Annotated in this window: 22 protein-coding genes; 11 read left to right on the plus strand and 11 right to left on the minus strand. The window is 70.1% G+C overall.

Features of this window, described 5'->3' with window-relative positions:
- The first annotated feature begins 380 nt into the window (after positions 1–380).
- The 5 genes from ABZ272_RS15745 (at position 381) to ABZ272_RS15765 (ending at position 6,147) form a co-directional block, all read left to right on the plus strand.
- The gene (locus ABZ272_RS15745; RefSeq protein WP_355050653.1) at positions 381–1,982 is read left to right on the plus strand and encodes an ABC transporter substrate-binding protein; all 1,602 of its coding nucleotides are present in this window, start codon (positions 381–383) and stop codon (positions 1,980–1,982) included.
- 197 nt (positions 1,983–2,179) lie between these two features.
- Positions 2,180–3,118 (plus strand): ABC transporter permease, encoded by a 939-nt coding sequence (locus ABZ272_RS15750; RefSeq protein ID WP_355050654.1) that lies wholly within the window; start codon positions 2,180–2,182, stop codon positions 3,116–3,118.
- 18 nt (positions 3,119–3,136) lie between these two features.
- Complete coding sequence (locus tag ABZ272_RS15755; RefSeq protein ID WP_355050655.1) at positions 3,137–4,093, plus strand: ABC transporter permease; 957 nt, start codon at positions 3,137–3,139, stop codon at positions 4,091–4,093.
- Between the two features lie 7 nt (positions 4,094–4,100).
- Positions 4,101–5,129: an ABC transporter ATP-binding protein gene (locus tag ABZ272_RS15760; RefSeq protein WP_355050656.1), complete on the plus strand. Its 1,029-nt coding sequence runs from the start codon at positions 4,101–4,103 to the stop codon at positions 5,127–5,129.
- Positions 5,113–6,147 carry a dipeptide ABC transporter ATP-binding protein gene (locus ABZ272_RS15765; protein WP_355050657.1) on the plus strand — a complete coding sequence of 345 codons (1,035 nt, stop codon included), beginning with the start codon at positions 5,113–5,115 and terminating at the stop codon, positions 6,145–6,147. The genes ABZ272_RS15760 and ABZ272_RS15765 overlap by 17 nt, the downstream gene beginning before the upstream one ends.
- Positions 6,148–6,276: 129 nt before the next feature.
- On the opposite strand, the gene purH is transcribed toward ABZ272_RS15765, so the two are convergent.
- Complete coding sequence (gene purH / locus ABZ272_RS15770) at positions 6,277–7,848, minus strand: bifunctional phosphoribosylaminoimidazolecarboxamide formyltransferase/IMP cyclohydrolase (protein ID WP_355050658.1); 1,572 nt, start codon at positions 7,846–7,848, stop codon at positions 6,277–6,279.
- Positions 7,845–8,465, minus strand: a complete 621-nt coding sequence (purN, locus tag ABZ272_RS15775; protein WP_355050659.1) for a phosphoribosylglycinamide formyltransferase — start codon at positions 8,463–8,465, stop codon at positions 7,845–7,847. The genes purH and purN overlap by 4 nt, the downstream gene beginning before the upstream one ends.
- A 168-nt stretch (positions 8,466–8,633) precedes the next feature.
- On the opposite strand from purN, the gene ABZ272_RS15780 reads away from it, so the two are divergent.
- Complete coding sequence (locus tag ABZ272_RS15780; protein WP_355050660.1) at positions 8,634–8,945, plus strand: CD225/dispanin family protein; 312 nt, start codon at positions 8,634–8,636, stop codon at positions 8,943–8,945.
- A 26-nt stretch (positions 8,946–8,971) separates the two neighbouring features.
- Positions 8,972–9,508 (plus strand): DUF4190 domain-containing protein, encoded by a 537-nt coding sequence (locus ABZ272_RS15785; protein ID WP_355050661.1) that lies wholly within the window; start codon positions 8,972–8,974, stop codon positions 9,506–9,508.
- Between the two features lie 201 nt (positions 9,509–9,709).
- On the opposite strand, the gene ABZ272_RS15790 is transcribed toward ABZ272_RS15785, so the two are convergent.
- Positions 9,710–11,005 (minus strand): DUF6350 family protein, encoded by a 1,296-nt coding sequence (locus ABZ272_RS15790; RefSeq protein ID WP_355050662.1) that lies wholly within the window; start codon positions 11,003–11,005, stop codon positions 9,710–9,712.
- Positions 11,006–11,205: 200 nt separating this feature from the next.
- On the opposite strand from ABZ272_RS15790, the gene ABZ272_RS15795 reads away from it, so the two are divergent.
- Positions 11,206–11,466: a hypothetical protein gene (locus tag ABZ272_RS15795; RefSeq protein WP_355050663.1), complete on the plus strand. Its 261-nt coding sequence runs from the start codon at positions 11,206–11,208 to the stop codon at positions 11,464–11,466.
- A gap of 63 nt (positions 11,467–11,529) precedes the next feature.
- Here ABZ272_RS15795 and sucD read toward each other — a convergent pair whose 3' ends face one another.
- The 3 genes from sucD to ABZ272_RS15810 all read right to left on the minus strand — a co-directional run bounded on the left by sucD (position 11,530) and on the right by ABZ272_RS15810 (position 14,420).
- Entirely contained in the window at positions 11,530–12,417 is an 888-nt protein-coding gene (gene sucD, locus ABZ272_RS15800; RefSeq protein ID WP_355050664.1) for a succinate--CoA ligase subunit alpha, read from the minus strand.
- A 2-nt stretch (positions 12,418–12,419) separates the two neighbouring features.
- Positions 12,420–13,598, minus strand: a complete 1,179-nt coding sequence (sucC, locus tag ABZ272_RS15805; RefSeq protein WP_355050665.1) for an ADP-forming succinate--CoA ligase subunit beta — start codon at positions 13,596–13,598, stop codon at positions 12,420–12,422.
- 417 nt (positions 13,599–14,015) lie between these two features.
- Complete coding sequence (locus ABZ272_RS15810; protein ID WP_355050666.1) at positions 14,016–14,420, minus strand: cobalamin B12-binding domain-containing protein; 405 nt, start codon at positions 14,418–14,420, stop codon at positions 14,016–14,018.
- 427 nt (positions 14,421–14,847) lie between these two features.
- On the opposite strand from ABZ272_RS15810, the gene ABZ272_RS15815 reads away from it, so the two are divergent.
- Both ABZ272_RS15815 and ABZ272_RS15820 read left to right on the plus strand, forming a co-directional pair.
- Complete coding sequence (locus ABZ272_RS15815) at positions 14,848–15,555, plus strand: M23 family metallopeptidase (RefSeq protein ID WP_355050667.1); 708 nt, start codon at positions 14,848–14,850, stop codon at positions 15,553–15,555.
- A gap of 261 nt (positions 15,556–15,816) precedes the next feature.
- A complete protein-coding gene (locus ABZ272_RS15820) occupies positions 15,817–16,590 on the plus strand; it encodes a M23 family metallopeptidase (protein ID WP_355050668.1) in 774 nt (257 codons plus the stop codon).
- Positions 16,591–16,710: 120 nt separating this feature from the next.
- On the opposite strand, the gene pcrA is transcribed toward ABZ272_RS15820, so the two are convergent.
- The gene (gene pcrA / locus ABZ272_RS15825) at positions 16,711–19,116 is read right to left on the minus strand and encodes a DNA helicase PcrA (protein ID WP_355050669.1); all 2,406 of its coding nucleotides are present in this window, start codon (positions 19,114–19,116) and stop codon (positions 16,711–16,713) included.
- A gap of 292 nt (positions 19,117–19,408) precedes the next feature.
- Here pcrA and ABZ272_RS15830 point away from each other — a divergent pair, with 292 nt between their 5' ends.
- Complete coding sequence (locus ABZ272_RS15830; protein WP_355050670.1) at positions 19,409–19,798, plus strand: chorismate mutase; 390 nt, start codon at positions 19,409–19,411, stop codon at positions 19,796–19,798.
- A 66-nt stretch (positions 19,799–19,864) separates the two neighbouring features.
- On the opposite strand, the gene ABZ272_RS15835 is transcribed toward ABZ272_RS15830, so the two are convergent.
- From ABZ272_RS15835 to ABZ272_RS15850, 4 genes are all read right to left on the minus strand, one after another.
- Positions 19,865–20,878: a dipeptide ABC transporter ATP-binding protein gene (locus tag ABZ272_RS15835; protein ID WP_355050671.1), complete on the minus strand. Its 1,014-nt coding sequence runs from the start codon at positions 20,876–20,878 to the stop codon at positions 19,865–19,867.
- Entirely contained in the window at positions 20,871–21,845 is a 975-nt protein-coding gene (locus tag ABZ272_RS15840) for an ABC transporter ATP-binding protein (protein WP_355050783.1), read from the minus strand. Before ABZ272_RS15840 ends, ABZ272_RS15835 begins: the two co-directional genes overlap by 8 nt.
- 79 nt (positions 21,846–21,924) lie before the next feature.
- Positions 21,925–22,884 carry an ABC transporter permease gene (locus ABZ272_RS15845; RefSeq protein ID WP_355050672.1) on the minus strand — a complete coding sequence of 320 codons (960 nt, stop codon included), beginning with the start codon at positions 22,882–22,884 and terminating at the stop codon, positions 21,925–21,927.
- Positions 22,877–23,803 carry an ABC transporter permease gene (locus tag ABZ272_RS15850; protein WP_355050673.1) on the minus strand — a complete coding sequence of 309 codons (927 nt, stop codon included), beginning with the start codon at positions 23,801–23,803 and terminating at the stop codon, positions 22,877–22,879. Before ABZ272_RS15850 ends, ABZ272_RS15845 begins: the two co-directional genes overlap by 8 nt.
- Positions 23,804–23,840 lie beyond the last annotated feature (37 nt).

Consider the following 23,840-nt stretch of genomic DNA (forward strand, 5'->3'; position numbering starts at 1 on the left):
GATCACACACCCATCGGTAACGAAGAGTCACGTGCCGTTCATCACTATCAGTGACCGCCTGTGGAACTGGTCACCGTCGAATCGGGCGGCGGCGGTGCGCGTGGCTGAGACGGGACGGCTCGCCACGGAGGACCGAATCCGGTGCACCAGAGCACGGAGGATCTCCGATATCACCGACGAATTCCCAGTTCAGCGCCGCCTGTCCGGTCTGGGGTAGCACGCGCTGGAGCCGCACGCAAGCAGGTACGACTGGAACCGTTACCCGCCCGCGACCCAGCCGTTGTCGACAGGCGGTAGGCCGACCTACCGTTACCGCCTGTTGCGCAGCGTAAACCCAGCGTCGGGCATGACTGCGCAGCGTGAGGAGATGAGGAGGCTCAATGCGAGTTCGTAGACTCGCTGCCTGGACCGCCCTCCCGCTCGCGGTGACGCTGGGCCTCGCGGCCTGCGGCAGCGGCGGAGACGGCGGATCCGGTGGCAACGGCAGTTCGGCCGTCAGCATCCAGATCGGCGAGCCGAAGCACCTGGTTCCCACCAACACCACGGAGACGTCCGGCTCTCAGGTCATCGCCGGCCTGTTCAGCCCGCTCGTCGACTACGACGCCCAGAACAAGCCGTACGAGGTGGCTGCCCAGTCGATCACCTCGTCCGACAACAAGGTCTGGACGATCAAGCTCAAGGACGGCTACACCTTCCACAACGGTGAGAAGGTCACGTCCCAGAACTACATCAACGCGTGGAACTACGGCGCGTACGCCCCGAACGGCCAGGACAGCAACTACTTCTTCGAGAAGATCGCTGGCTACGCCGACCTGCAGGGCAAGGCGCCGAAGGCCAAGGAGATGTCCGGCCTGAAGAAGGTCGACGACCTCACCTTCACCGTGACGCTCTCCGACCCGTACATCGACTTCCGCACGACGCTTGGCTACAACGCGTTCTTCCCGATGCCGGACGCCGCGTTCTCGGCTCCGGGCGTGCTCAAGGACTCCTACGAGCAGGCGCCGATCGGGCAGGGCCCCTTCAAGATGAAGGGCACCTGGCAGCACGACAGCAAGATCGACATCGAGCGCTACGACGCGTTCCCGGGCGAGAAGCCCAAGGTCAAGGACATCGAGTTCCGGATCTACCAGCAGCTCACCGCGGCGTACGCGGACGTCCTGGCGGACAACCTGGACGTGCTGCCCACGATCCCGACCGAGAGCCTGAGCACCGCGCCGACCGACCTGGGCGACCGGTACCAGACCAGCCCGATGTCGTCGTTCCAGTTCCTGGCGTTCCCGACGTTCGACAAGGACTACAGCAACCCGGACGTGCGCAAGGCCATCTCGATGGCGATCGACCGTGACGAGATCACCAAGTCGGTCTTCAAGGGCTCGCAGACGTCGGCGCGCTCCTTCGTCTCGCCGGTGCTGCCGGGTTACCGGGAGAACACCGCGGGCAAGGCCGGCGAGTTCAACCCGACCGAGGCCAAGAAGCTCTACCAGGCCGCCGGCGGCCCGTCGAAGATCGTCATCTCGTACAACGGCGACGGCGGCCACAAGGACTGGGTCGACGCCACGGTCAACCAGCTCAAGGCCAACCTGGGTGTGGACGCGGTCGGCTCGGCCGAGCCGAAGTTCGCCGACCTGCTGACCAAGGTCGAGAAGAAGACGCCGGTGGGTGCGTTCCGGATGGGTTGGGTCATGGACTACCCGACCATGGAGGACTACCTCGGCCCGCTGTACAGCACGAACGGCTCGTCGAACTACTACGGCTACAGCAACAAGGACTTCGACAGGCTGGTCAAGGAGGGTTCCGCCGCCAAGACGCAGGACGAGGCGATCGCCAAGTACCAGCAGGCGGAGGACATCCTGGCCAAGGACATGCCGGTGATCCCGCTGCGCTTCGGCCAGAACGTGTTCGGCTACTCGTCCAAGGTCAAGAACGTGCAGATGGACCTGTTCCAGCGGGTCAACCTCGTCAAGATCGAAGCAGCCAGCTGAGCTGAGCATGCTGCGGGCCACCCGGGCGACGAAGCCCGGGTGGCCCGGTCTGCACCACCGGGGCCGGGCCGCAGCAGCGGACCCGGCGTCGGTGGCGTCGGCTCCCCCGGGCCGGACGGCCCATCCCGGATATTTCGGGTACGACCAGAGATGCCGTCCTGCGACCCTTTCGCACATTTCCGGAGAGACTGCTAAGCATGTTCCGCTACATCCTGCGGCGCCTACTGCAGATGGTCCTCGCCTTCTTCGGGACCACCCTGATCGTCTACGCGCTGACATTCGCCGGGCAGGGCGACCCGATCCAGGCGCTCGCCGGCGAACGGCCGGTGACGCCAGCGCAACGGGCCTACCTGACCGAGAAGTACCACCTCGACGCCACCGGCGTCGGCGGGTTCTTCTACCGCTACTTCGACTACGTGAAGAACCTGCTCCAGGGCAACCTGGGCGAGTCACTCACCGGTCGGAACATCGGTGACATCCTCCAGTCGGCCTGGCCGGTCACCGTGCGGCTCGCGCTCATCGCACTTGCCGTGGCGATCATCTTCGGCGTCACCGCCGGGGTGCTCGCCGGCATCCGTCGGGCCAGCATCTTCGACAACTCGACGCTCGTGCTGACCCTGCTGGTGCTCGGCATCCCGACGATCGTGCTGGCGCCCCTGGCGCAGTACCTCCTGGGCGTCAAGTGGCAGCTCTTCCCACCCACCGCCGGCTCCGACCCGACGTTCTACGCGCTGCTGCTGCCGGGCATCGTGCTCGGCTCGCTCTCGCTGGCCACCGCCCTGCGACTCACCCGGGCCTCGGTGGCGGAGAACCTGCGCGCGGACTACGTCCGGACCGCCCGGTCCAAGGGCCTGGTCAAGCGGCGCATCGTCGTCGTCCATGTGCTGCGCAACTCACTGATCCCGGTGGTCACCTTCCTCGGTGTGGAACTGGGCAACCTGATGAGCGGCGCGATCATCACCGAGGGCGTCTTCAACATCCCCGGCGTCGGCTTCAACCTCTTCCGCGGCATCCGCACCGAGGACGGTCCCCTGGTGGTGGGCATCGTCAGCGTGCTGGTCGTGGTCTACCTGGTCTCGAACCTGGTGGTGGATGTCCTGTACGCCGTACTCGATCCGAGGATCCGCTATGAGTGAGCGCAGCGAGGTGCCGGCATGAGTGACTTTGAAACTGTCGCGGCCAGCGAGAACCAGGCCGCGCGGCGGGGCCCTTCGGGCGAACCGGGCGCACCCAACCAGGTTGGCGCTCCGCAGAAGCCCCGCAGCCTGGCCGGAGACGCCTGGCGGGACCTGCGCCGCAACCCGATCTTCTGGATCTCGTTGGCGCTGGTCACCATCTTCACCCTGATGGCACTGCTCCCCGGGGTCTTCACCGCGAACAATCCGAACGACTGCCTGCTCTCCCGACAGCACGCCGGGCCGTCCGGCGGGGCCATCTTCGGGTACGACTTCCAGGGCTGCGACACGTACTCCCGGGCGGTCTACGGCACCCGGGCCTCGCTGCTGGTCGGTGCGCTCGCCACCCTCGGCACCGGGATCATCGCGCTCGTGGTCGGCATGCTCGCCGGCTACTTCGGCCGCTGGGTCGACGCGGTGCTCTCCCGGGTGATCGACGTGGTGCTCGGTATCCCGCTGCTGCTGGCCGCGATCGTGCTGCTCAAGCGGGTGTCCAGCGACAGCCAGTGGGCCCGGATCGGCGCTGTCGTCTTCGTGCTGGCGCTCCTCGGATGGACCACCGCCGCCCGCGTGGTCCGTTCCTCGGTGATCACCGCCAAGGAGCAGGACTACGTCGCGGCGGCCCGGATGCTCGGTGCCGGCAACAGCCGGATAATGTGGCGGCACATCCTGCCGAACTCGCTGGCTCCGGCCATCGTGGTGCTGACGATCGCGCTCGGCTCGTTCATCGCCGCCGAGGCGACGCTGTCCTTCCTCGGCATCGGCCTCAAGGCGCCGACCATCTCGTGGGGCCAGGACATCGACACCGGCCGGATCCACATGCGCGAGGCGGCCACCCCGCTCCTCGTTCCGTCGGCCTTCCTCGCGCTCACCGTCCTGGCGTTCATCATGCTCGGCGACGCGATCCGTGACGCCTTCGACCCGAAGCTGCGGTGATCAACTCATGACCGTCGAACCCACGCCCGCCTCCGCCACACCCGAGGGCGGCCACCTGCTGGAGTTGCGGGACCTGCACGTCGAGTTCCGCACCAGCGAGGGCGTCGCACGGGTGATCAACGGGGTGTCGTACCACCTGGACGCCGGCGAGACGCTCGCCGTACTCGGCGAATCCGGCTCGGGCAAGTCGGTGACCGCCCAGGCGATCATGGGCATCCTGGACACGCCGCCCGCGTTCGTCCGCTCCGGCCAGATCCTCTACCAGGGTCAGGACCTGCTCACCCGCTCCGAGGAGCAGCGTCGGCAGGTACGCGGCAAGGAGATCGCCATGATCTTCCAGGACGCGCTCTCCGCCCTCAACCCGGTCTTTCCGGTCGGCTGGCAGATCGGCGAGACACTGCGCCAGCGCGCCGGGATGTCCCGGGCCGACGCCCGCCGCCGTGCCATCGAACTGATGGACCTGGTCAAGATCCCCGGGGCCGCGAAGCGGGTCGGCGACTACCCGCACCAGTTCTCCGGCGGGATGCGGCAGCGCGTCATGATCGCGATGGCGTTGGCGCTGGACCCGAAGGTGCTCATCGCGGACGAGCCCACCACCGCGCTCGACGTCACCGTGCAGGCCCAGATCATGGACCTGCTCGCCGACCTGCGCCGGGACCTCAACATGGCGATGATCCTGATCACCCACGACCTGGGCGTGGTCGCCGGCGTCGCGGACCGGATCGCGGTCATGTACGCGGGCCGGATCGTCGAGCACGCCGACGTCCGCTCGCTCTACAAGGCGCCGGCCCACCCGTACACCAAGGGGTTGTTGGAATCGATCCCCCGCCTGGACGTCCGCGGCCAGGAGCTGGCGACGATCAAGGGGTTGCCCCCGAACCTCATGCGCATCCCCTCCGGATGCCCCTTCCACCCCCGGTGCCCGTACGCGCAGCAGGTCTGCGTGGACGTGGTGCCGCACGACCTGGTCCTCGGCGACGGCCGGACCAGCGCTTGCCACTTCGCGCAGGAGGTCCGTGATGACAGCGCCCGCTAGCTCCGCCAAGCTCCGGGGCGAGACGATCCTCTCCGTCGACAACCTGGTGAAGCACTTCCCGATCAGTCAGGGTGTGCTGTTCCAGCGGCAGATCGGCGCGGTCAAGGCCGTCGACGGCGTGAGCTTCGAGCTGCGCCGGGGCGAGACGCTGGGCGTGGTCGGCGAGTCCGGGTGCGGCAAGTCCACCCTCGCCCGACTGCTCATGCGGCTGGAGACGCCCACCTCCGGAAGCGCCACCCTGGAGGGTAGGGACCTGTTCAAGGCCTCCGGATCCGAACTGCGCCGGTTGCGCCGGAACATGCAGATGGTCATGCAGGACCCGTACACGTCGTTGAACCCGCGGATGACGGTCGGCGACATCATCGGCGAGCCGTTCGAGATCCACCCCGACGCCGCGCCCAAGGGCAGCAAGGCCAAGCGGGTCCAGGAGCTGCTCGACCTGGTCGGTCTGAACCCGGAGCACATCAACCGGTACCCGCACCAGTTCTCCGGCGGTCAGCGGCAGCGCATCGGCATCGCCCGGGCGCTCGCGCTGCGGCCCGAGGTGATCGTCTGCGACGAGCCCGTCTCGGCGCTGGACGTCTCCATCCAGGCCCAGGTGATCAACCTGCTGGAGCAGCTCCAGGACGAGTTCGGGCTCTCGTACATCTTCATCGCCCACGACCTGTCCGTGGTGCGGCACATCGCCGACCGGGTCGCCGTCATGTACCTCGGGCGGATCGTCGAGATCGGCACCGAGGACGAGATCTACGAGCGGCCGACCCACCCGTACACCCAGGCCCTGCTCTCGGCCGTGCCGGTGCCGGACCCGGAGGTACGCGACCAGCGCAGCATGATCCGGCTGGTCGGCGACGTGCCGAGCCCGGCCGACCCGCCGAGCGGCTGCCACTTCCGGACCCGCTGCTGGAAGGCCCAGGAGATCTGCGCGATCGAGGACCCGCAGACGGTCCCGAGGGCGGCGGACCCCCACCCCTGCGCCTGCCACTTCGCCGAACTCCGCTCCCCCACCACAGCCTGACCCCGCCGCCGCCGCCGTCCGCCCGCGTCGATCATGGAGTTGCGGTGGGTGGCTTCTCCGCCGGTGCCCCTTTTGCGGGGCACCACAACTCCATGATCGACGCGGGCAGGGGCGGGCGGGCTGGGGTGGTTAGTGGAAGAAGTGGCGGGTTCCGGTCAGGTACATCGTCACGTTGGCCTTCTTCGCCGCTTCGATGACCTCTTCGTCGCGGATGGAGCCGCCGGGCTGGACGATGGCGCGGACGCCCGCGTCGATGAGGATCTGCGGGCCGTCGGCGAACGGGAAGAACGCGTCCGAGGCGGCCACCGAGCCACGGGCCCGGTCGGCGCCGGCGCGGCTCACCGCGAGCTGCGCCGAGTCGACGCGGTTGACCTGACCCATGCCCACCCCGACGGTCGCGCCGTCCTTGGCGAGCAGGATCGCGTTGCTCTTCACCGCGCGCACCGCCCGCCAGGCGAACGCCAGGTCACGCAGCAGCTCCTCGTCGGCGGCCTCGCCGGTCGCCAACTGCCAGTTCGCCGGGTCGTCGCCGGGGGCGTCCACCCGGTCGGCGGCCTGGGTCAGCACGCCGCCGGTCACCGACCGCCACTCGACGGCAGCCGGGGTCCACGCGGGCGCACGCAGCAGCCGGATGTTCTTCTTGCCCTGCAACACCTCGACCGCGCCCTCGTCGAAGCCGGGGGCGACCACCACCTCGGTGAAGATGTCCGCGACCTGCCGGGCCATCTCGACCGAGACCGGCCGGTTGACGGCGATGACACCGCCGAACGCCGACACCGGGTCGCAGGCGTGCGCCCGGCGGTGCGCCTCGGCCACGTCCACGCCCACCGCGATGCCGCACGGGTTGGCGTGCTTGATGATCGCCACGGCCGGCTGGTCGGCGAAGTCGTTCGCGGCCCGCCAGGCGGCGTCCGCGTCGACGTAGTTGTTGTACGACATCTCCTTGCCGTGCAACTGCTCGGCCTGGGCGAGCCCCGCCGGGGCGTCCGGGTCGGTGTAGAGGGCGGCCGGCTGGTGCGGGTTCTCGCCGTACCGCAGCACCGTCGACTTGCGCAGCGCCGAACCGGCGAACGCCGGCCACGTGTCGTCGGCGGGGGCCAGCTCACGGGCGCACCACTGGGCGACCGCCACGTCGTACTCGGCGATGTCGGCGAACGCGCGGGCCGCGAGCGCGCGACGCTGGGCCAGCGTGAAGCCGCCCTCGTCGAGCGCGCCGAGCAGCGCCGAGTAGCCGGCCGGGTCGGTGAGCACGGCGACCGAGGCGTGGTTCTTGGCGGCGGCGCGCACCATGGCCGGGCCACCGATGTCGATCTGCTCCACGCACTCCTCGACACTGGCCCCGGAGGCGACGGTCGCCTGGAACGGGTAGAGGTTGGAGACCAGCAGGTCGAACGCGGCCACCCCCAGCTCGTCGAGCTGCGCGACGTGCGTGTCCTTGCGCAGGTCGGCGAGCAGGCCGGCGTGCACCTTCGGGTGCAGGGTCTTCACCCGGCCGTCGAGCACCTCGGGAAAGCCGGTCACCGTCTCCACCGGCGTCACCGGCACGCCCGCGGCGGCGATGGTGCCCGCCGTGCTGCCGGTGGACACGATCTCGACGCCGGCCGCGTGCAGGGCCTGGGCCAGCTCGACCAGACCGGTCTTGTCGTAGACGCTGACCAGCGCCCGCCGAATCGGGCGACGCCCGTCCTGAGTGGGACTCACGGAACCGTGACCTTTCTTCCGGTGATGGTCCAGCCTTCGCGGACCAGCCGACCGACCTGCTCGACGAGCTGGCGGCGCTCGGCTTCCTTGATGCGTTCGGTGAGGGTGTCCACGTCGTCGTCGTCGAGCACCGGCACCGCGACCTGCGCCACGATCGGCCCGGTGTCCATGCCGGCGTCGACGAAGAACAGCGTGGCCCCGGTGAGCTTCACGCCGTAGGCGAGAGCGTCGCGCGGGCCGTGGATGCCGGGAAACGCCGGCAGCAGGGTGTTGTGGGTGTTCAGGTAGCGGTCGCCGAAGGCGGCGAGGAAGTGCGGGCCGACCAGCTTGAGGAATCCGGCGGAGATGACCAGGTCTGGTTGGTGCTTGGCGACGTGCGCGGTGAGCGCCCGGTCCCAGTCTTCCCGGCTGTCGTGATCGGGGACCCGCTCGACGAACGTCGGCACCCCGGCGGCCTCGGCCCGGTCCAGGCCCGCGATGCCGTCGCGGTCCGCGCCGACCGCCACCACCTGGGCGCCGTACGCGGGGTCGACTGCGGCGTCCAGCAGGGCCTGGAGGTTGCTCCCGGAGCCGGAGACGAGGACGACGATGCGGGCGACGGACGCGGGCTCGGTCACCGCAACACCCTATCGGGCAGGTCACGAACGACCTTCGACCGGGCGGCGCGCCGAATCTGTGCCGGCGCGGACGAGCATCGAACCGGTACGCTGCCGGTCGCTCGGGCTGGACACCGTGCCGGCCCGCAACCCCTGTCAGTGACCCGGCACGGCGAGCGTGCCGATCGAATGAGGAGCACCCCCATGCACCCCGGCGCCCACCCCCAGCAGCAGCCGCCGATCAACAACAACATGACGATGTCGATCGTCGCCATCTTCCTGTTCTGGCCCCTGGCCATCCCGGCGATCATCAACGCCTCGAAGGTCAACCCGCTGCTGCAGCAGGGTGACTACGCCGGTGCCCAGGCCGCCGCCGCGGAGTCGCGGAAGTGGTCGAAGTGGGCCCTCATCGTGGGCATCGCGTGGCTTGTCATCGTGTTGCTGTGCTGTGCGTTGGGTGGTCTGGGCGCGATCATGAGTGGGAACAGCAGCACCAACTGACGGAACGAACCAAGGAGTTCTCTCGAATGCAGCCCGGTAATCCCGGTCAGGACCCGTACGGCCAGCAGCCGAACGACCCGACCGCACCCCAGCCGCCGCACGACCCGTACGCCCCGCCGCCGGCCGCCCCGTACGGCCAGCAGCCCACCTCGGGTCAGCCGTACGGCCAGCCCACCTCGGGGCAGCCCTACGGCCAGCCGCCGCAGGACCCGTACGGCGCGCCGCAGGCTCCGTACGGTCAGCAGCCGCCCTACGGCGCTCCGACGTACCCGAACGCCGGGTACCCGCAGGCCCAGGGGCAGAACAACACCCTCGGTCTGGTGTCGATGATCCTCGGCATCGCGTCGATTCCGCTGGTCTGCTGCCTCTACCTGGGCATCCCGGTGGGTATCGCGGGTGTGGTGACCGGCTACCTCGCCAAGCAGAAGGTCGCCCAGGGCCAGGCCAGCAACGCGGGCCAGGCCAAGGCCGGTCTGATCTGCGGCGCGGTCGGTGTCGGCCTGGGCATCCTGCTGTTCATCCTGGGCATCATCGCGAACGTGAACCTGCCGACCGAGCCCTGATCGGCGACCTCTCGTCGGGGCGCTCCGGATCTCCTCCGGGGCGCCCCGCGGCGTTCCCGCCCCCAGACCGCTCCCGGCCCACCCGGCCCACCCGACCCCCGTGCGTCGATCATGAAGTTATCGCCCCTCACCTCGGCGTGTCGGGACAACAATTTCATGATCAACGGAGGGAGGCGGGGCCTGGGGGCAGGTGGGGGGTGTTCAGGGGGTGGGGCGGGGGGTGCGGGTCAGTACGCGGGTGGCGGCGGCGCCGAGCAGCGCGCCTACCGCGACGACGCCGGCCGCCACGGCGCCGACCTGCCAGGCCACCGGCCCGAGCTGCGCCAGCCGTCCCGACCCGAGTGGTCCGGCAGAGGCTGCGGCGGCGACGCCGAGCAGCACACCGGCCACCGGGCCGGCCAACGCCGCCGGCGCCAGCAACTCCGCCCACCGTCGCGGGGCGCGCTCCGGCCCGGCGGCGCGGGCCAGCCGGCGGGCGAGCAGCCAGCCGGCGACCATCCCGGCCAGCACCGGCACCGCGAGCAGCAGGGCGCCGAGGCCGTCCACCGGGCCGCGCGGCAGGCCAGCGAGCAGGGGTACGGCCGGGAGCGCGCCGACGGACACCTCACTGGTACGCACGGCCGTGTCGACGCCGACCGCGAAGCCCGGCCCGAGCAGATAGCTCGTCGACCAGACCGCCGCGTTCGGCGCGTACGCCATGCTGACCAGGGTGATCCCGGCCTGCCCGGCCACCCCGGTCCGGTACGCGCCGATCATGTCCGCCGCATCGCCGCCGCCGGTGGCCACGGCCAGGCCGGCCGCGCCAGCCCCCGCCCCGAGGAGCAGGAGCGCTGCCACCAGGCCGGTGCGGACGCCGTCGCGCAGCGGGCCGGGTATCCGGGTGATGAGCAGCCGGGTCACGGCGGTGATGCGGATCGCGCCGACCAACGCGCCGAGCGCACCGACCACCGCGAACGTGGCCGCCGCCCGTACCGGCGACACCTGTGGACCGTGCGCGCCGATCAGCACCGCGGCGAGAGCGCCGAGCAGGGCGTACGCCAGACCGACCGCTCCGGCCGCGATCAGCGCCCGGCGCGGTGAGCGGCTGTCGCGGGCGCCGATCGCGCGGCTCACGTGCACACCGGCCCGGCTGAGTCGCCACAGCGCGAGCACGGTCAGCGCCAGCGGGGCGAGCCCGAACGGGCCCGCCTCGGTGTGCAGCGGAACGCCGTGCCCCACCAGCCAACCGGCCAGCGCGGTGCGCAGGGTGCCGCCCAGCGTGGTGGAGTCCGCGCCGAGCTGGACCAGGCCGAGCACGATGGCCACCGGCAGGTACGACGTGAGGGCGGCCCCGCCGGCGGCCACCCCGGCGGCGACGGGCAGCGGAGCCCGACCGCGCGGCGACCCACCGGCGCGGGGCGCGGGCACCCGTCGGCGCGGCGCGGCGCGGTCGACCGGCCGCTCGTCGGCGCGTACGCCGCCGGCACGGCTGGGACGGTCAGGGGTGACGGGGGACATCCGCTCTACTCTGGCACGTCGCGCGGGCTGTGGCAGTCCGATAACCCGCCCCGGAGGGCGGCGAGTTGGGCGAACCGGGGTCTGGGCGACCCGGACGGGTCTAGCCTCGGCCCTGAGGGGGTGGCCGCCGCCGCCATCGGGTCCCACCCGCCGGTCGCGACCCGCGTCGGTCGGCCGCCCACGACCCACCGGAGGTAGTCGTGACGACCGCATACCCGCCGCCACCGCCGGCCCGGGGCCGGGACCGCACCACGCTCTGGGGCGTGCTGGGCATCGTCCTCGGCCTGATCTGTTGCGGCATCCTCGGCATCATCTTCGGCTACCTGTCACTGCGCGACGCGCGGCGTAACGGCCAGTCGCCGGTGCTCGGCTACCTCGCCATCGCGTTCGGCGTGATCAACATCATCGGCGGGGCGATCCTGCGTCTCACCGGCAACTACCCATTCTGGAACAACGACTGAGCCGGCGGTACGACGAAGGGGCCGACCGGTTCCGGTCGGCCCCTTCGCTGTTGCCCTGCCGGCTCAGCTGCCGGACATGATCTCCCGCATCAGCTTCGCGGTCTCGGTCGGCGTCTTGCCGACCTTCACCCCGACGGCCTCGAGCGCCGCCTGCTTCGCCTCGGCGGTGCCGGCCGAGCCCGAGATGATCGCGCCGGCGTGACCCATGGTCTTGCCGGGAGGCGCGGTGAATCCGGCGATGTAGCCCACCACCGGCTTGGTGACGTTGGCCTTGATGAACTCGGCGGCCCGCTCCTCGGCGTCGCCGCCGATCTCACCGATCATCACGATGGCGTCGGTCTCCGGGTCGGCCTCGAACGCCTTGAGGGCGTCGATGTGCGTGGTGCCGATGATCGGGTCGCCACCGATGCCGACGCAGGTGGAGAAGCCGATGTCGCGCAGCTCGTACATCATCTGGTAGGTCAGCGTGCCGCTCTTGCTGACCAGGCCGATCCGGCCGGAGCCGGTGATGTCGGCCGGGATGATGCCGGCGTTGGACGCGCCCGGCGAGGCGATGCCCGGGCAGTTCGGCCCGATGATGCGGGTGCGCTCGCCCTGCGCGAGGTTGTACGCCCAGAACGCGGCCGTGTCGTGCACCGGCACGCCCTCGGTGATCACCACGGCCAGCGGAATCGCGGCGTCGATCGCCTCGACCACGGCGGCCTTGGTGAACTGCGGCGGTACGAAGATGACGGTGACGTCGGCCCCGGTCTCGGCCATGGCGTCCGCCACGGACGCGAAGACCGGCAGCTCGGTGCCGTCGAAGTCGACCTTCTGGCCCGCCTTGCGCGGGTTGACGCCGCCCACCACGTTGGTGCCGGCGGCGAGCATCCGCCGGGTGTGCTTGGAGCCCTCGGAGCCGGTCATCCCCTGGACGATGACCTTCGAGTCCTTGGTCAGCCAGATAGCCATGATCAGACCCCCGCAGCTGCCAGCTCGGCGGCCCGCTCGGCCGCTCCGTCCATGGTGTCCACCCGCTGCACGAGCGGGTTGTTCGCGCCGTCCAGGATCGCCCGGCCGGCCTCGGCGTTGTTGCCGTCGAGACGGACGACGAGCGGCTTGGTGACCTGCTCGCCGCGCTGCTCGAGCAGGGCCAGCGCCTGGATGATGCCGTTGGCGACCTCGTCGCAGGCGGTGATGCCGCCGAAGACGTTGACGAAGACGCTCTTCACGGCCGGGTCGGAGAGCACGATCTCCAGCCCGTTCGCCATCACCGCGGCGCTCGCGCCGCCGCCGATGTCGAGGAAGTTTGCCGGCTTGACGTTGCCGTGCCGCTCCCCGGCGTACGCGACCACGTCGAGGGTCGACATGACCAGACCCGCGCCGTTGCCGATGATGCCGACCTCACCGTCGAGCTTGACGTAGTTGAGGTCCTTGGCCTTGGCCGCCTGCTCCAGCGGGTCCACGCTGGCCTGGTCGACCAGGGCCTCGTGGTCCGGGTGCCGGAACGCGGCGTTCTCGTCCAGAGTGATCTTGGCGTCGAGCAGCAGCAGCCGCCCGTCACCGTTCTTGGCGAGAGGGTTCACCTCGACCAGGGTGGCGTCCTCGGCGACGAACGCCTGCCACAGGCCGACGGCCACCTCGACGACCTGGTCCGCGACCTCGGCCGGGAAGCCGGCCGCGGTGACGATCTCCCGCGCCTTGGCTTCGTCGACACCGGTGTTGGCGTCGATCGGCGCCTTCACCACGCGGTCCGGGGTCTCGGCGGCGACCTGCTCGATGTCCATACCGCCGGCCACGCTGGCGATGCAGAGGAAGGTGCGGTTCGCCCGGTCGAGCAGGTACGAGAAGTAGTACTCCTCGGCCACGTCCGCCGTCACGGTGATCATGACCTTGTGGACGGTGTGACCCTTGATGTCCATGCCCAGGATGTCGGTGGCCCTGGCCACCGCCTCATCCGGGCCCTCGGCGAGCTTGACGCCACCGGCCTTGCCTCGGCCGCCGACCTTCACCTGCGCCTTGACGACCACTCGACCGCCGAGGCGTTCGGCGATCGCGCGGGCCTCTTCCGGGGTCGTGGCAACGCCGCCGGCCAGCACGGGCAAGCCGTGCCGCTCGAACAGGTCCCGCCCCTGGTACTCGTACAGGTCCACGATTGCGCGTCCCGTCCCGTCTCCGCGGCGCGCCGTCGCGCCGCCACCAGCGTTCAGAAAACAGTTTGACGCCTGTCATCAGTTGAAACAGGCCATTGGCGGCAGCCTAGCGAGGTGGGCACGGCCGGCAACCGAGCGGGTGCGCGGTGTGCGGTAATGCACAGAGGCGATCGGGAGACGACCGATTCTGGCCAGGCCAGAGCGGGTGTCAGCCGTCCGGGCGATGTTGGCGGGGGTGCGTAACCCGGCCGAGGGGTCGTCGTTGAGTCAGGTGTCGGAGCGCTGCACAGCGCGATGACGGGAGACGGCCGATGCCCTGTCGGTCGAGGGGTGGCGGCGGGGCATCGTGCATAGAGGGGCCGGACGTGTGAGGGGTGCGTCCGGCCCCTCCCCCGTGCCCGGAAACAGCGCCTCCGCTCAGGAGACCGGCTGCGCCACGTTCTCGCGGACCCACTCGACGATCGCCTGGGTGGTGGCGCCCGGCGTGAAGATCTTCGCGACGCCCAGCTTCTCCAACTCCGGGATGTCGCCGTTCGGGATGATGCCGCCACCGAAGACGACGATGTCCCGCGCGTCGCGCTCGTTGAGCAACTCCAGCACCCGGCGGAACAGCGTCATGTGCGCGCCGGAGAGCACGGAGAGTCCGACCGCGTCGGCGTCCTCCTGGATGGCCGTCTCCACGATCTGCTCAGGCGTCTGGTGCAGGCCGGTGTAGACGACCTCCATCCCGGCGTCCCGCAGGGCCCGGGCGACGACCTTCGCGCCGCGGTCGTGGCCGTCCAGACCTGGCTTCGCGACGACGACCCGAATTCGAGAGCTCATCAGCGCACACCTTTCACCGGCTCCACGGCCTTCACCTGAACGAACGGTAACCCGCCCGGCCGGGGCCGGGAAATCCGGGCCGGAAACACGTCCGTCATCCCGGCGACCTCGGACGGACCCGGCGGCACGCGCCCTCGTCCGGCTGCGGCGTCAAGCCGGACTACTCCGCCGGATCGGTCACGCTCGGCGACGAACGGGTGGTTACGGGGGCACCGTTCGACGGCACGATGCGTGACAATCGTGGACGCAAACGGACAAGTCGACACGCCAATTCGACGGTCTGGCTTGTGACTCGCCTGGTGGTTGGCTAACGTGTCCACGGTTGTCATCAGGTCCATGGACGGGTGACGACGCGGTCGGCAGACGTTCACCTGAGCTTCACGGACGTCCACCGGTCGCCTCGGAACCCCGACAACGGAGGGTGTGCGTGCGCCAGCGCCTGTCGTCTGAGCCCGATCGATATCGCGGCCGCCGCCGCGTACCCACCCCCCCGCGTAGCCGTTACGCGGCGGTCGTCACCACCGCGTTCGTCGGCGCGGGCATCGTCGCGCTGGGCGCGTCGGCCCTGCCGGACGCCAAGGACGTCAGCCCGTCGGTGCTCGACGAGCTCAAGCAGGCGTCGGTCACCAGCCAGGACGCCGCTGCCCGCGCGGACAACGCCGAGCGCGCCTCCCGGGACAGCCGCGGCAAGGAGGCGGCCGAGCCCGATGTCTGGATGCTGCCGCTGCAGGGCTACGACTTCAACTCGCCGTACGGGATGCGGTGGGGCAAGCTTCACACCGGTGTCGACCTGGTCGTCCCCGAGGGCACGCCCTACGTGGCCGTCCACGACGGGCTGGTCACCAAGGCCGGCTGGTTCGGCGGTTACGGCTACGCCGTGATCGTTCAGCACGCCGACGGCAGCGAGGCCATCTACGGCCACTCCTCCGCGCTCAGCGTCAAGGAGGGCCAGCAGGTCAAGGCGGGCGACCAGCTCGGCCTGGTGGGCCAGACCGGTCACGCCTACGGCACTCACCTGCACCTCGAACTCCATGTCAAGGGCGCACCGATCGACCCCGTTCCGTACCTCGCGGAGCGCGGAGTGGACATCAAGCTGCAAGTCGAGGCAATCTACAGCGATGCAGCCGCGTCCTGACGCTGCGTACTGACCGTTGGCCGCCCGGATCTGTCGATCCGGGCGGTTCTGCATGTGCTGATGTTTCCTGGGTCACAGCGGCAACTGTGGCTCAGCACACGCCGCACATGATCATTTTTCTGGACGTGGGGCTGAAAAGCGCCTCATAACGGGCGGTCTCGCCTGCGGTCCGCGCGGCGGGCGGCCGGACCACGCGGTCGTCCCACTCGGCCCGGCACCAGTATTTCGAGGTCAAGTGCCCCTCGACTGTGAAGGTCCGCCGTGCCGGAAGACAGCCCCGTCCAGAACGAGAACACCCCCGACACCACCGGTGAGCAGCCTCGGCGCGCCCGCCGGCGGAACCGCCTCATCGTGCTCGGCGCGGCCGGCCTGGTCGCCCTCGGCCTGGGCGGGGTCGCCGTCGCCACCACCGGACCCGACCGGCCCGCGCCGACCGCCGTCTCCCTCGACGCGCAGTCCCGAGCCGAGGCCGCCAGCCGGGCCGACCGATCGGCCCGCGAGTCGGGCGCGCCCGCCTCCCCGTCGGCCAGCCCGACCGCGAGCCCGTCGGCCGTCGTCGCCAGCCCGTCGCCCACGAAGACGGCCCCCGCCAAGCCGAAGCCGAAGCCGAAGCCGAAGAAGACCACCAAACCGACGGCCGCCTGGGTCGATCCGATGCCCGGGGCCGAGGTCACCTCCTGCTACGGCGAGCGCTGGGGCACCCTGCACGCCGGGATCGACCTGGCGCTGCCCTCGGGCACCCCCATCCGCGCCGCGGCGGCCGGCACTGTCACCCAGGCCGGTGACGCCGCCGACGGGTACGGCAACTCGGTCTTCATCGACCACGGCAACGGCTACCTGACCCACTACGCCCACCAGAGCCGCATCGCGGTCACGGTCGGCCAGGCGGTCAAGGCCGGCCAGGTGATCGGCTACGAGGGTGCCACTGGCGACGCCACCGGCCCGCACCTGCACTTCGAGGTGCACCAGGGCATGTGGAACCAGATCGACCCCGCCCCGTTCATGCGCGCCCGCGGCGTGGACCTGGGCTGCTGACCCCGTACCTGCGCCGATCTTGCACTTTCTGCGGCGACATAAAGAGCAGAAGCCCTCAAATCGACAACCGAAAGTGCAAGATCGGCGCGGGAGTGGAGCGGGGCGCGCGGGGCGCGCGGGTTAGAGCTTGTCTACCGGGGCGTGGCGCAGGACCAGCCACATGGTCTGGTCGCCGAAGTCGATCTGCGCGCGGGCGCCGGGGCCGTGGCCCTCGACGGCGAGCACGCGGCCCAGGCCGTAGCGCTGGTGGTTGACCCGGTCGCCGGCCGCCACCTTCGGCCCCTGCGGCAGCTCGCTGGCCGTGGTCAGGCGACTGCCGTCCACGCCGAGCCGCTGGGCGAGCTGGGCCGCCTTGGGCGTACCCCCGGTAAAGGTGCCGCGCCCGCCGGGCGCGCGGTCCGCGCGGCCACCGACGCCGCCGCCTCCGCCGGCCCACGAGGTGTACGACCCCTCGGTGCGCTCCCAGCGCACCAGCTCCGGCGGCAACTCCTCCAGGAAGCGTGACGGGGGGTTGTAGGACGGCTGCCCCCACGCCGAGCGGGTGACCGCCCGGGACAGGTAGAGCCGCTGTCGGGCACGGGTGATCCCCACGTACGCCAGTCGGCGCTCCTCCTCCAACTCGCGGGTGTCGCCCAGCGAGCGCAGGTGCGGGAAGACGCCGTCCTCGAGGCCGGTCAGGAAGACCACCGGGAATTCCAGGCCCTTGGCGGTGTGCAACGTCATCAGGGTGACGACGCCCTGGTGGTCGGGGTCGTCGGAGGGGATCTGGTCGGCGTCGGCCACGAGCGCGACCTGCTCCAGGAACCCGGCCAGTGTGGCCCGCTCCCCGTCCTCGCCCAGGGCCTCGATCCGCTCGGTGTACTCCCGGGCGACGCTGACCAGCTCCTGGAGGTTGTCCACCCGACCGGCGTCCTGCGGGTCGAGGCTCTCCTCCAGCTCGGTGAGGTAGCCCGAGCGGGTCAGCAGGGCCTCCAGCACCTCCTCCGGGGTGCCGGTCTCGGCCAGCTCCCGTGCGCCGTCGAGCAGCGCCACGAAGTCGGCGATGCCGTTGGCCGCCCGGGTGGAGATGCCGGGCGCCTCCCGGGCCCGGCGCAGCGCCGCGCCGAAGGAGATCCGGTCGCGGCTGGAGAGCGCCTCGACGCAGGCCTCCGCACGGTCGCCGATGCCCCGGCGTGGGGTGTTCAGCACCCGCCGCAGGCTCACGGTGTCGTCGTCGTTGACCACCGAGCGCAGGTACGCCAGCGCGTCGCGGACCTCCTTGCGCTCGTAGAAGCGCACCCCGCCGACCACCTTGTACGGCAGGCCAGCGCGGATGAACACCTCCTCGAAGACGCGGGACTGGGCGTTGGTGCGGTAGAAGACGGCGACGTCACCGGGGCGGGTCTCGTCGGCGTCGACGAGGCGGTCGATCTCCCGGCCCACCCAGTCGGCCTCGGCGTGCTCGGTGTCCGCCACGTACCCGACGATCCGCTCGCCGTCGCCGGCCTCGCTCCACAGCCGCTTCGGCTTGCGGGAAGTGTTCCGGTCGATCACCGCGTTGGCCGCGTTGAGGATGGTCTGCGTGGAGCGGTAGTTCTGTTCCAGCAGGATCGTCCGCGCGTCGGTGAAGTCCCGCTCGAACTCCAGGATGTTGCGGATCGTCGCGCCCCGGAACGCGTAGATCGACTGGTCGGCGTCACCGACCACGCACAGCTCGGCCGGCGCCAACCCGTCGGTGCCGGAGACCAGCTCCTTGATCAGGATGTACTGGGCATGGTTGGTGTCCTGGTATTCGTCGACAAGCACGTGCCGGAACCGCCGCCGGTAGCTCTCGGCCACGTGCGGGTGGGACTGGAGCAGGTGCACCGTCGTCATGATCAGGTCGTCGAAGTCCAGCGCGTGCGCCTCGCGCAGCCGGCGTTGGTAGAGCGTGTACGCCTCGGCGAGCGCCCGCTCGTTGGGCCCGCTGGCCCGCGCGGCGAACTGCTCCGGGTCGACCAGCTCGTTCTTGAGGTTGGAGACCTGGGCGGCCAGCCCGCGCGCCGGGTAGCGCTTGGGGTCGAGATCCAACTCCCGGGCGACCAACTGCATGAGGCGCCGGGAGTCGTCCGCGTCGTAGATCGAGAACGTCGATTTGAGGCCGGCGTGCTCGTGCTCGGCGCGCAGGATGCGGACGCACGCGGAGTGGAACGTCGACACCCACATCAGCCGGGCCCGTGGCCCGACCAGCGCGGCGACGCGCTCCTTCATCTCGCCCGCCGCCTTGTTGGTGAACGTGATGGCGATGATCTCGCCGGGGTGGACGTCCCGTGCGGCGAGCAGGTAGGCGATCCGGTGGGTGAGCACCCGGGTCTTGCCGGAACCGGCGCCCGCCACGATCAGCAACGGGGAACCGGCGTGACTGACCGCGTCGCGCTGCGGCCCGTTCAGCCCGTCGAGCAGTTGCCGCGGATCGAGGCGGGCGGAGGCCGACCCGGGCCGGTGCGGACGGGCCGGCACGGACTCCGGCGCGGGCGGGGACGCGGGGATGTCGAAGAGAGGATGCATCGCGGGACAAGTCTATGCCGCCAGCCGGACACTTCCCGACCGGTGCACGGCTCGTCCGCCAGCCGGGCACGGCGTCACGAACCGCGTCGAATCCTTGCGCACCGGCCATCCGCGTGGGCATACTCGACGGCGTGATCGGAGCGCGCTACTACTTTTACTACGGCACCGGGAGTCCGGCTGCCGTAGGTCGCGCCTGATCGATCAGACCTGCGAAACGCCCCGGGCTCCTGGAGTCCGGGGCTTTTTCGTCCCGGGTTGCGGGCACGGGGCACCAGAGCGCGAGAGGTACCCGATGATGACAGACGTGGTGGAGCAGAACGGCGGCCCGGCACGGCCGGACCCGGCACGGGCCCCGGTCGACGGGAGCGTGCCGGAGGCGGGCCCACCGGTGGAGTCCGGCGAACCGGCCGACGCGCGGACCGGCACCGTGGAGCCGACCGCTGCCGCGCGGATCGTGCAGATCAGGGAGCGGATCGACGAGATCGACAACGCCCTGATCACGCTCTGGCAGGAGCGGGCCGCGCTGTCGCGGGAGGTCGGCGCGACCCGGATGGCCTCCGGCGGCACGCGGCTGGTGCTCTCCCGGGAACGGGACATCCTGGAACGCTTCCGGCTCGCGCTCGGCGCCGACGGTACGCAACTGGCGCTGTTGCTGCTGCGAGCGGGCCGCGGCCCGCTGTAGGGCGAACCTGGACAGACGAAACCGCCTGCCGCCGTCGTGGTGACGTCGGCAGGCGGTTCCGGGAAATCACGCCTCGTGGGTGGCGACGATCTCGCGCCGCTCCGCGAAGTGGCAGGCGCTCGGGTGGTCCGAGTCGCGGCGGATCTCCAGCAGCGGGACCTGCTCGGCGCAGACGTCCTGCGCCTTCCAGCAGCGGGTCCGGAACCGGCAGCCCGAGGGCGGGCTGATCGGCGACGGCACGTCACCCGTGAGCCGGATGATCGTCTTGTTGTTCCGCTGGGTCGGGTCCGGCACCGGCACCGCCGAGAGCAGCGCCTGGGTGTACGGGTGGGTCGGCCGCTCGTAGATCTCGTCCTCGGTGCCGATCTCGACGATCTTGCCGAGGTACATCACCGCCACGCGGTCCGACAGGTGGCGGACCACCGACAGGTCGTGGGCGATGAAGATGTACGACAGGCCCAGCTCACCCTGCAGCTTCTCCAGCAGGTTCATCACCTGGGCCTGGATGGAGACGTCCAGCGCCGAGACGGGCTCGTCGCAGACGATCACCTCGGGCCGCAGCGCGAGCGCCCGGGCGATCCCGATGCGCTGCCGCTGACCGCCGGAGAACTGGTGCGGGTACCGGTTGATGTGCTCCGGGTTCAGACCGACCAGGTCGAGCAGCTCGCGGACCTTGGCCCGGCGGCTGCCCCGGGGCGCCACCTCCGGGTGGATCTCGAACGGCTCACCGATCAGGTCGCCGACCGTCATCCGCGGGTTCAGCGAGGTGTACGGGTCCTGCATGACCAGCTGGATCTGCCGACGCAGCCGGCGCAGCGCCCCACCGGAGAGCTTGGAGATGTCCTGGCCCTTGTAGACCACGCTGCCGGCGGTCGGCTTCTCCAGGTTCATCAGAACCCGGGCGAGGGTCGACTTGCCGCAGCCGGACTCGCCGACGACACCGAGCGTCTCGCCGGCCCGCAGACCGAACGAGACCCCGTCGACGGCCTTGACCTGACCGACGGTCTTCTTGAACACCACGCCCTGGGTGACGGGGTAGTGCTTGACCAGGTCACGGACCTCGAGGATGTTCTCAGACACGGTTCACCAGCTCCTCGGCGAAGTGGCAGGCGCTGGCCCGAGCGTGGCCCACCTGAAGCAGCGGGGGGACCTTCTCCCGGCACACCGGCTGAGCCATGGGGCAGCGCGGGTTGAACGGGCAGCCCGGCGGGATGTTCATCAGGTTCGGCGGGAGGCCCTTGATCGTCCGGAGCTGCTGCCCCTTCTCGTCGAGCCGCGGGATCGAGTCGATCAGACCCATCGTGTACGGGTGCGCCGGCTTGGCGTACAGGTCGTACACGTCGGCTTCCTCGACGATACGGCCCGCGTACATGACGGCGATCCGGTCCGCGACGTCGGCGACCACGCCGAGGTCGTGGGTGATCAGGATCATGCCCATCTGCCGCTCACGCTGAAGCTCCGCGAGCAGGTCCATGATCTGGGCCTGCACGGTCACGTCGAGCGCGGTGGTCGGCTCGTCGGCGATCAGCACCTCGGGGTCGAGCGCCAGCGACATCGCGATCATCGCGCGCTGCCGCATACCACCGGAGAACTGGTGCGGATAGTTGTTGAACCGGCCCTTGGCGTTCGGGATCTTGACCTGGTCGAGCATTTCGATCGCGCGCTTCTTGGCCTCGGCGCGACCCATGCCCCGCCGGACCCGGAACTGCTCGGCGATCTGGAACCCGACGGTGAAGACCGGGTTCAGGGCGGAGAGCGCGTCCTGGAAGATCATCGCGATGCCCTCGCCGCGGATGCGGCGGCGCTCCTCGCCGGCCATGCGGAGCATGTCCTTGCCGTGGAAGCGGACCTGCCCACCGGTGACGAAGCCGGGGGGCGTGTCGAGGATGCCCATGATGGTCTGCGCCGTGACGCTCTTGCCGGAGCCGGACTCGCCGAGCACGGCGAGGGTCTCCCCCGCGTCGACGTGGTACGTGACCCCGTTGATGACCTTTGCGACGCCGTCCCGGGTACGGAACTCCACCCGCAGGTCGTCGACCTCAAGCAGCCGGCCGGAGGGACGTCCGGACCCGCCGGATCCCGGCGCGGACTGCTCGGAAACGAGAATGTCGGACACTGGATATCCCCTAGCGGAGTTTCGGATCGAGGGCCTCGCGGACCGCCTCGCCGAGCATCACGAAGCTCAGCACCGCGGCGACGAGGAAGGCGGCAGGGAAGAACACCAGCCCCGGCGCGACCCGGATGAAATCCTTGCCCTCGCTGATCATGATGCCCCAGGACACCACCGGCGACTTCAGGCCGACGCCCAGGAACGACAGGGTGGCCTCGGCGCCGATGAACGAGCCGACCATGATCGTGCCGTAGACCAGCAGCGGGGCCAGACAGTTCGGCAGCAGGTGCTTGAGGATGATCCGACCGCTGCCGGCACCCAGCGCGCGGGCCGCGACGATGTAGTCGGCCTCCCTGGTGGCGAGCACCGAGGAGCGCATCAGCCGCATCACGACCGGCCAGCTCAACACGATCAGCGAGATGATCACCAGGCCCATGATCTCGGCCTTGCTGTTGGTGGCGCCCGAACCGTTGAACGTGGTCAGGATGACGATCGCGCCGAGCACGAACGGAATACCGAAGAACACGTCGGCGATCCGGCTGAGCAGCGTGTCGACCCAGCCACCGAGGTAGCCGGCGATGATGCCCATGGTGCCGCCGACCAGCAGCGTGCCGATCACGGAGAGCACAGCCACCACGACGGAGGCACGCGCGCCGTAGATGACCCGGGCGTAGACGTCCCGACCCTGCAGGTCGTACCCGAACCACGCGCTCCCGGACGCCTTGTTGAGGCTGCGCGACAGCGAGCCGTTGACCGCGTCGCCCGGGGCGAACAGCGACGGGAAGGCGGCCATCAGCAGGAAGATGACGATGAACGTCGCCGAGATCCAGAACAGCGGCTTGCGGCGCAGGTCGCGCCAGGCGTCACCGAGCAGACCACGCGGCTTCTCGTTGCTCTGCGGTCCGGGGGCGGCCGGGGTGTCGACCGCGTGCGCGGGAGGGGTGCTGACGATCGATGCGGTGCTTGGGTCACTCATAACGGATCCTCGGGTCCAGGGCGGCGTAGAGCAGGTCGACCAACAGGTTCATCACCAGATAGACGACCACCAGTACGACCACGATGCCAACCACGGTAGCGCTTTCCTTGGTGACGATCGCGCGGTAGACCTCGCGGCCGATTCCGTTGATGCCGAAGATGCCCTCGGTGACGATCGCGCCGCCCATCAGGGCACCGAGGTCGGTGCCGAGCAGGGTGACCACCGGAATGAGCGAGTTGCGCAGCAGGTGCACGCCCACGACCCGGCGCATCGGCAGGCCCTTGGCGATGGCGGTACGCACGTAGTCCGCGCGACGGTTCTCCGCGATGCTCGTACGGGCCACCCGGGCGATGTACGCCACCGACGCGCTACCGAGCACGAAGCCCGGGACGATCAGTTCGGAGAACCGCATCTCGGACGAGACGGTCGGCTTGACGATGCCCCACTGCACACCCAGCAGCCACTGCAGCACGAAGCCGACGACGAACACCGGCAGCGCGAGCAGGAACAGGGTCGAGACCAGGACCAGGTTGTCCAGGAAACCGTTGCGACGAAGGCCGGTCAGGATGCCGGCGCCGAGGCCGATGACGGCCTCGATGGCGAGCGCGACCAGGGCCAGCTTCAGCGTGTTGGGGTACGCGTTCGCGATGATGTCGCCGATGTCACGCTGCGAGAACGTCTGCCCGAAGTCGCCCTGGAGGAGGTTCTTCATGTAGTTGCCGTACTGCACGAAGACGTTCTGGTCCAGGTGGTACTTCTCGGTCATGTACGCGACGTACTGATCCGGGCAGCGCCGCTCGCCGCACTTGCCGGCGAACGGGTCGCCCGGCACGGCCCAGACGAGGGCGTAGATGAGGAAGGTCGAGCCGATGAAGACCGGCACGAGTTGGAGCAGCCGTCTCAACAGATAACGGCCCATGGGGTGGTCCTCCAGACAGGGGGCGCGTCGGACGGCC

Source organism: Micromonospora sp. NPDC005979, assembly GCF_040614415.1.
Classification (GTDB): domain Bacteria; phylum Actinomycetota; class Actinomycetes; order Mycobacteriales; family Micromonosporaceae; genus Micromonospora.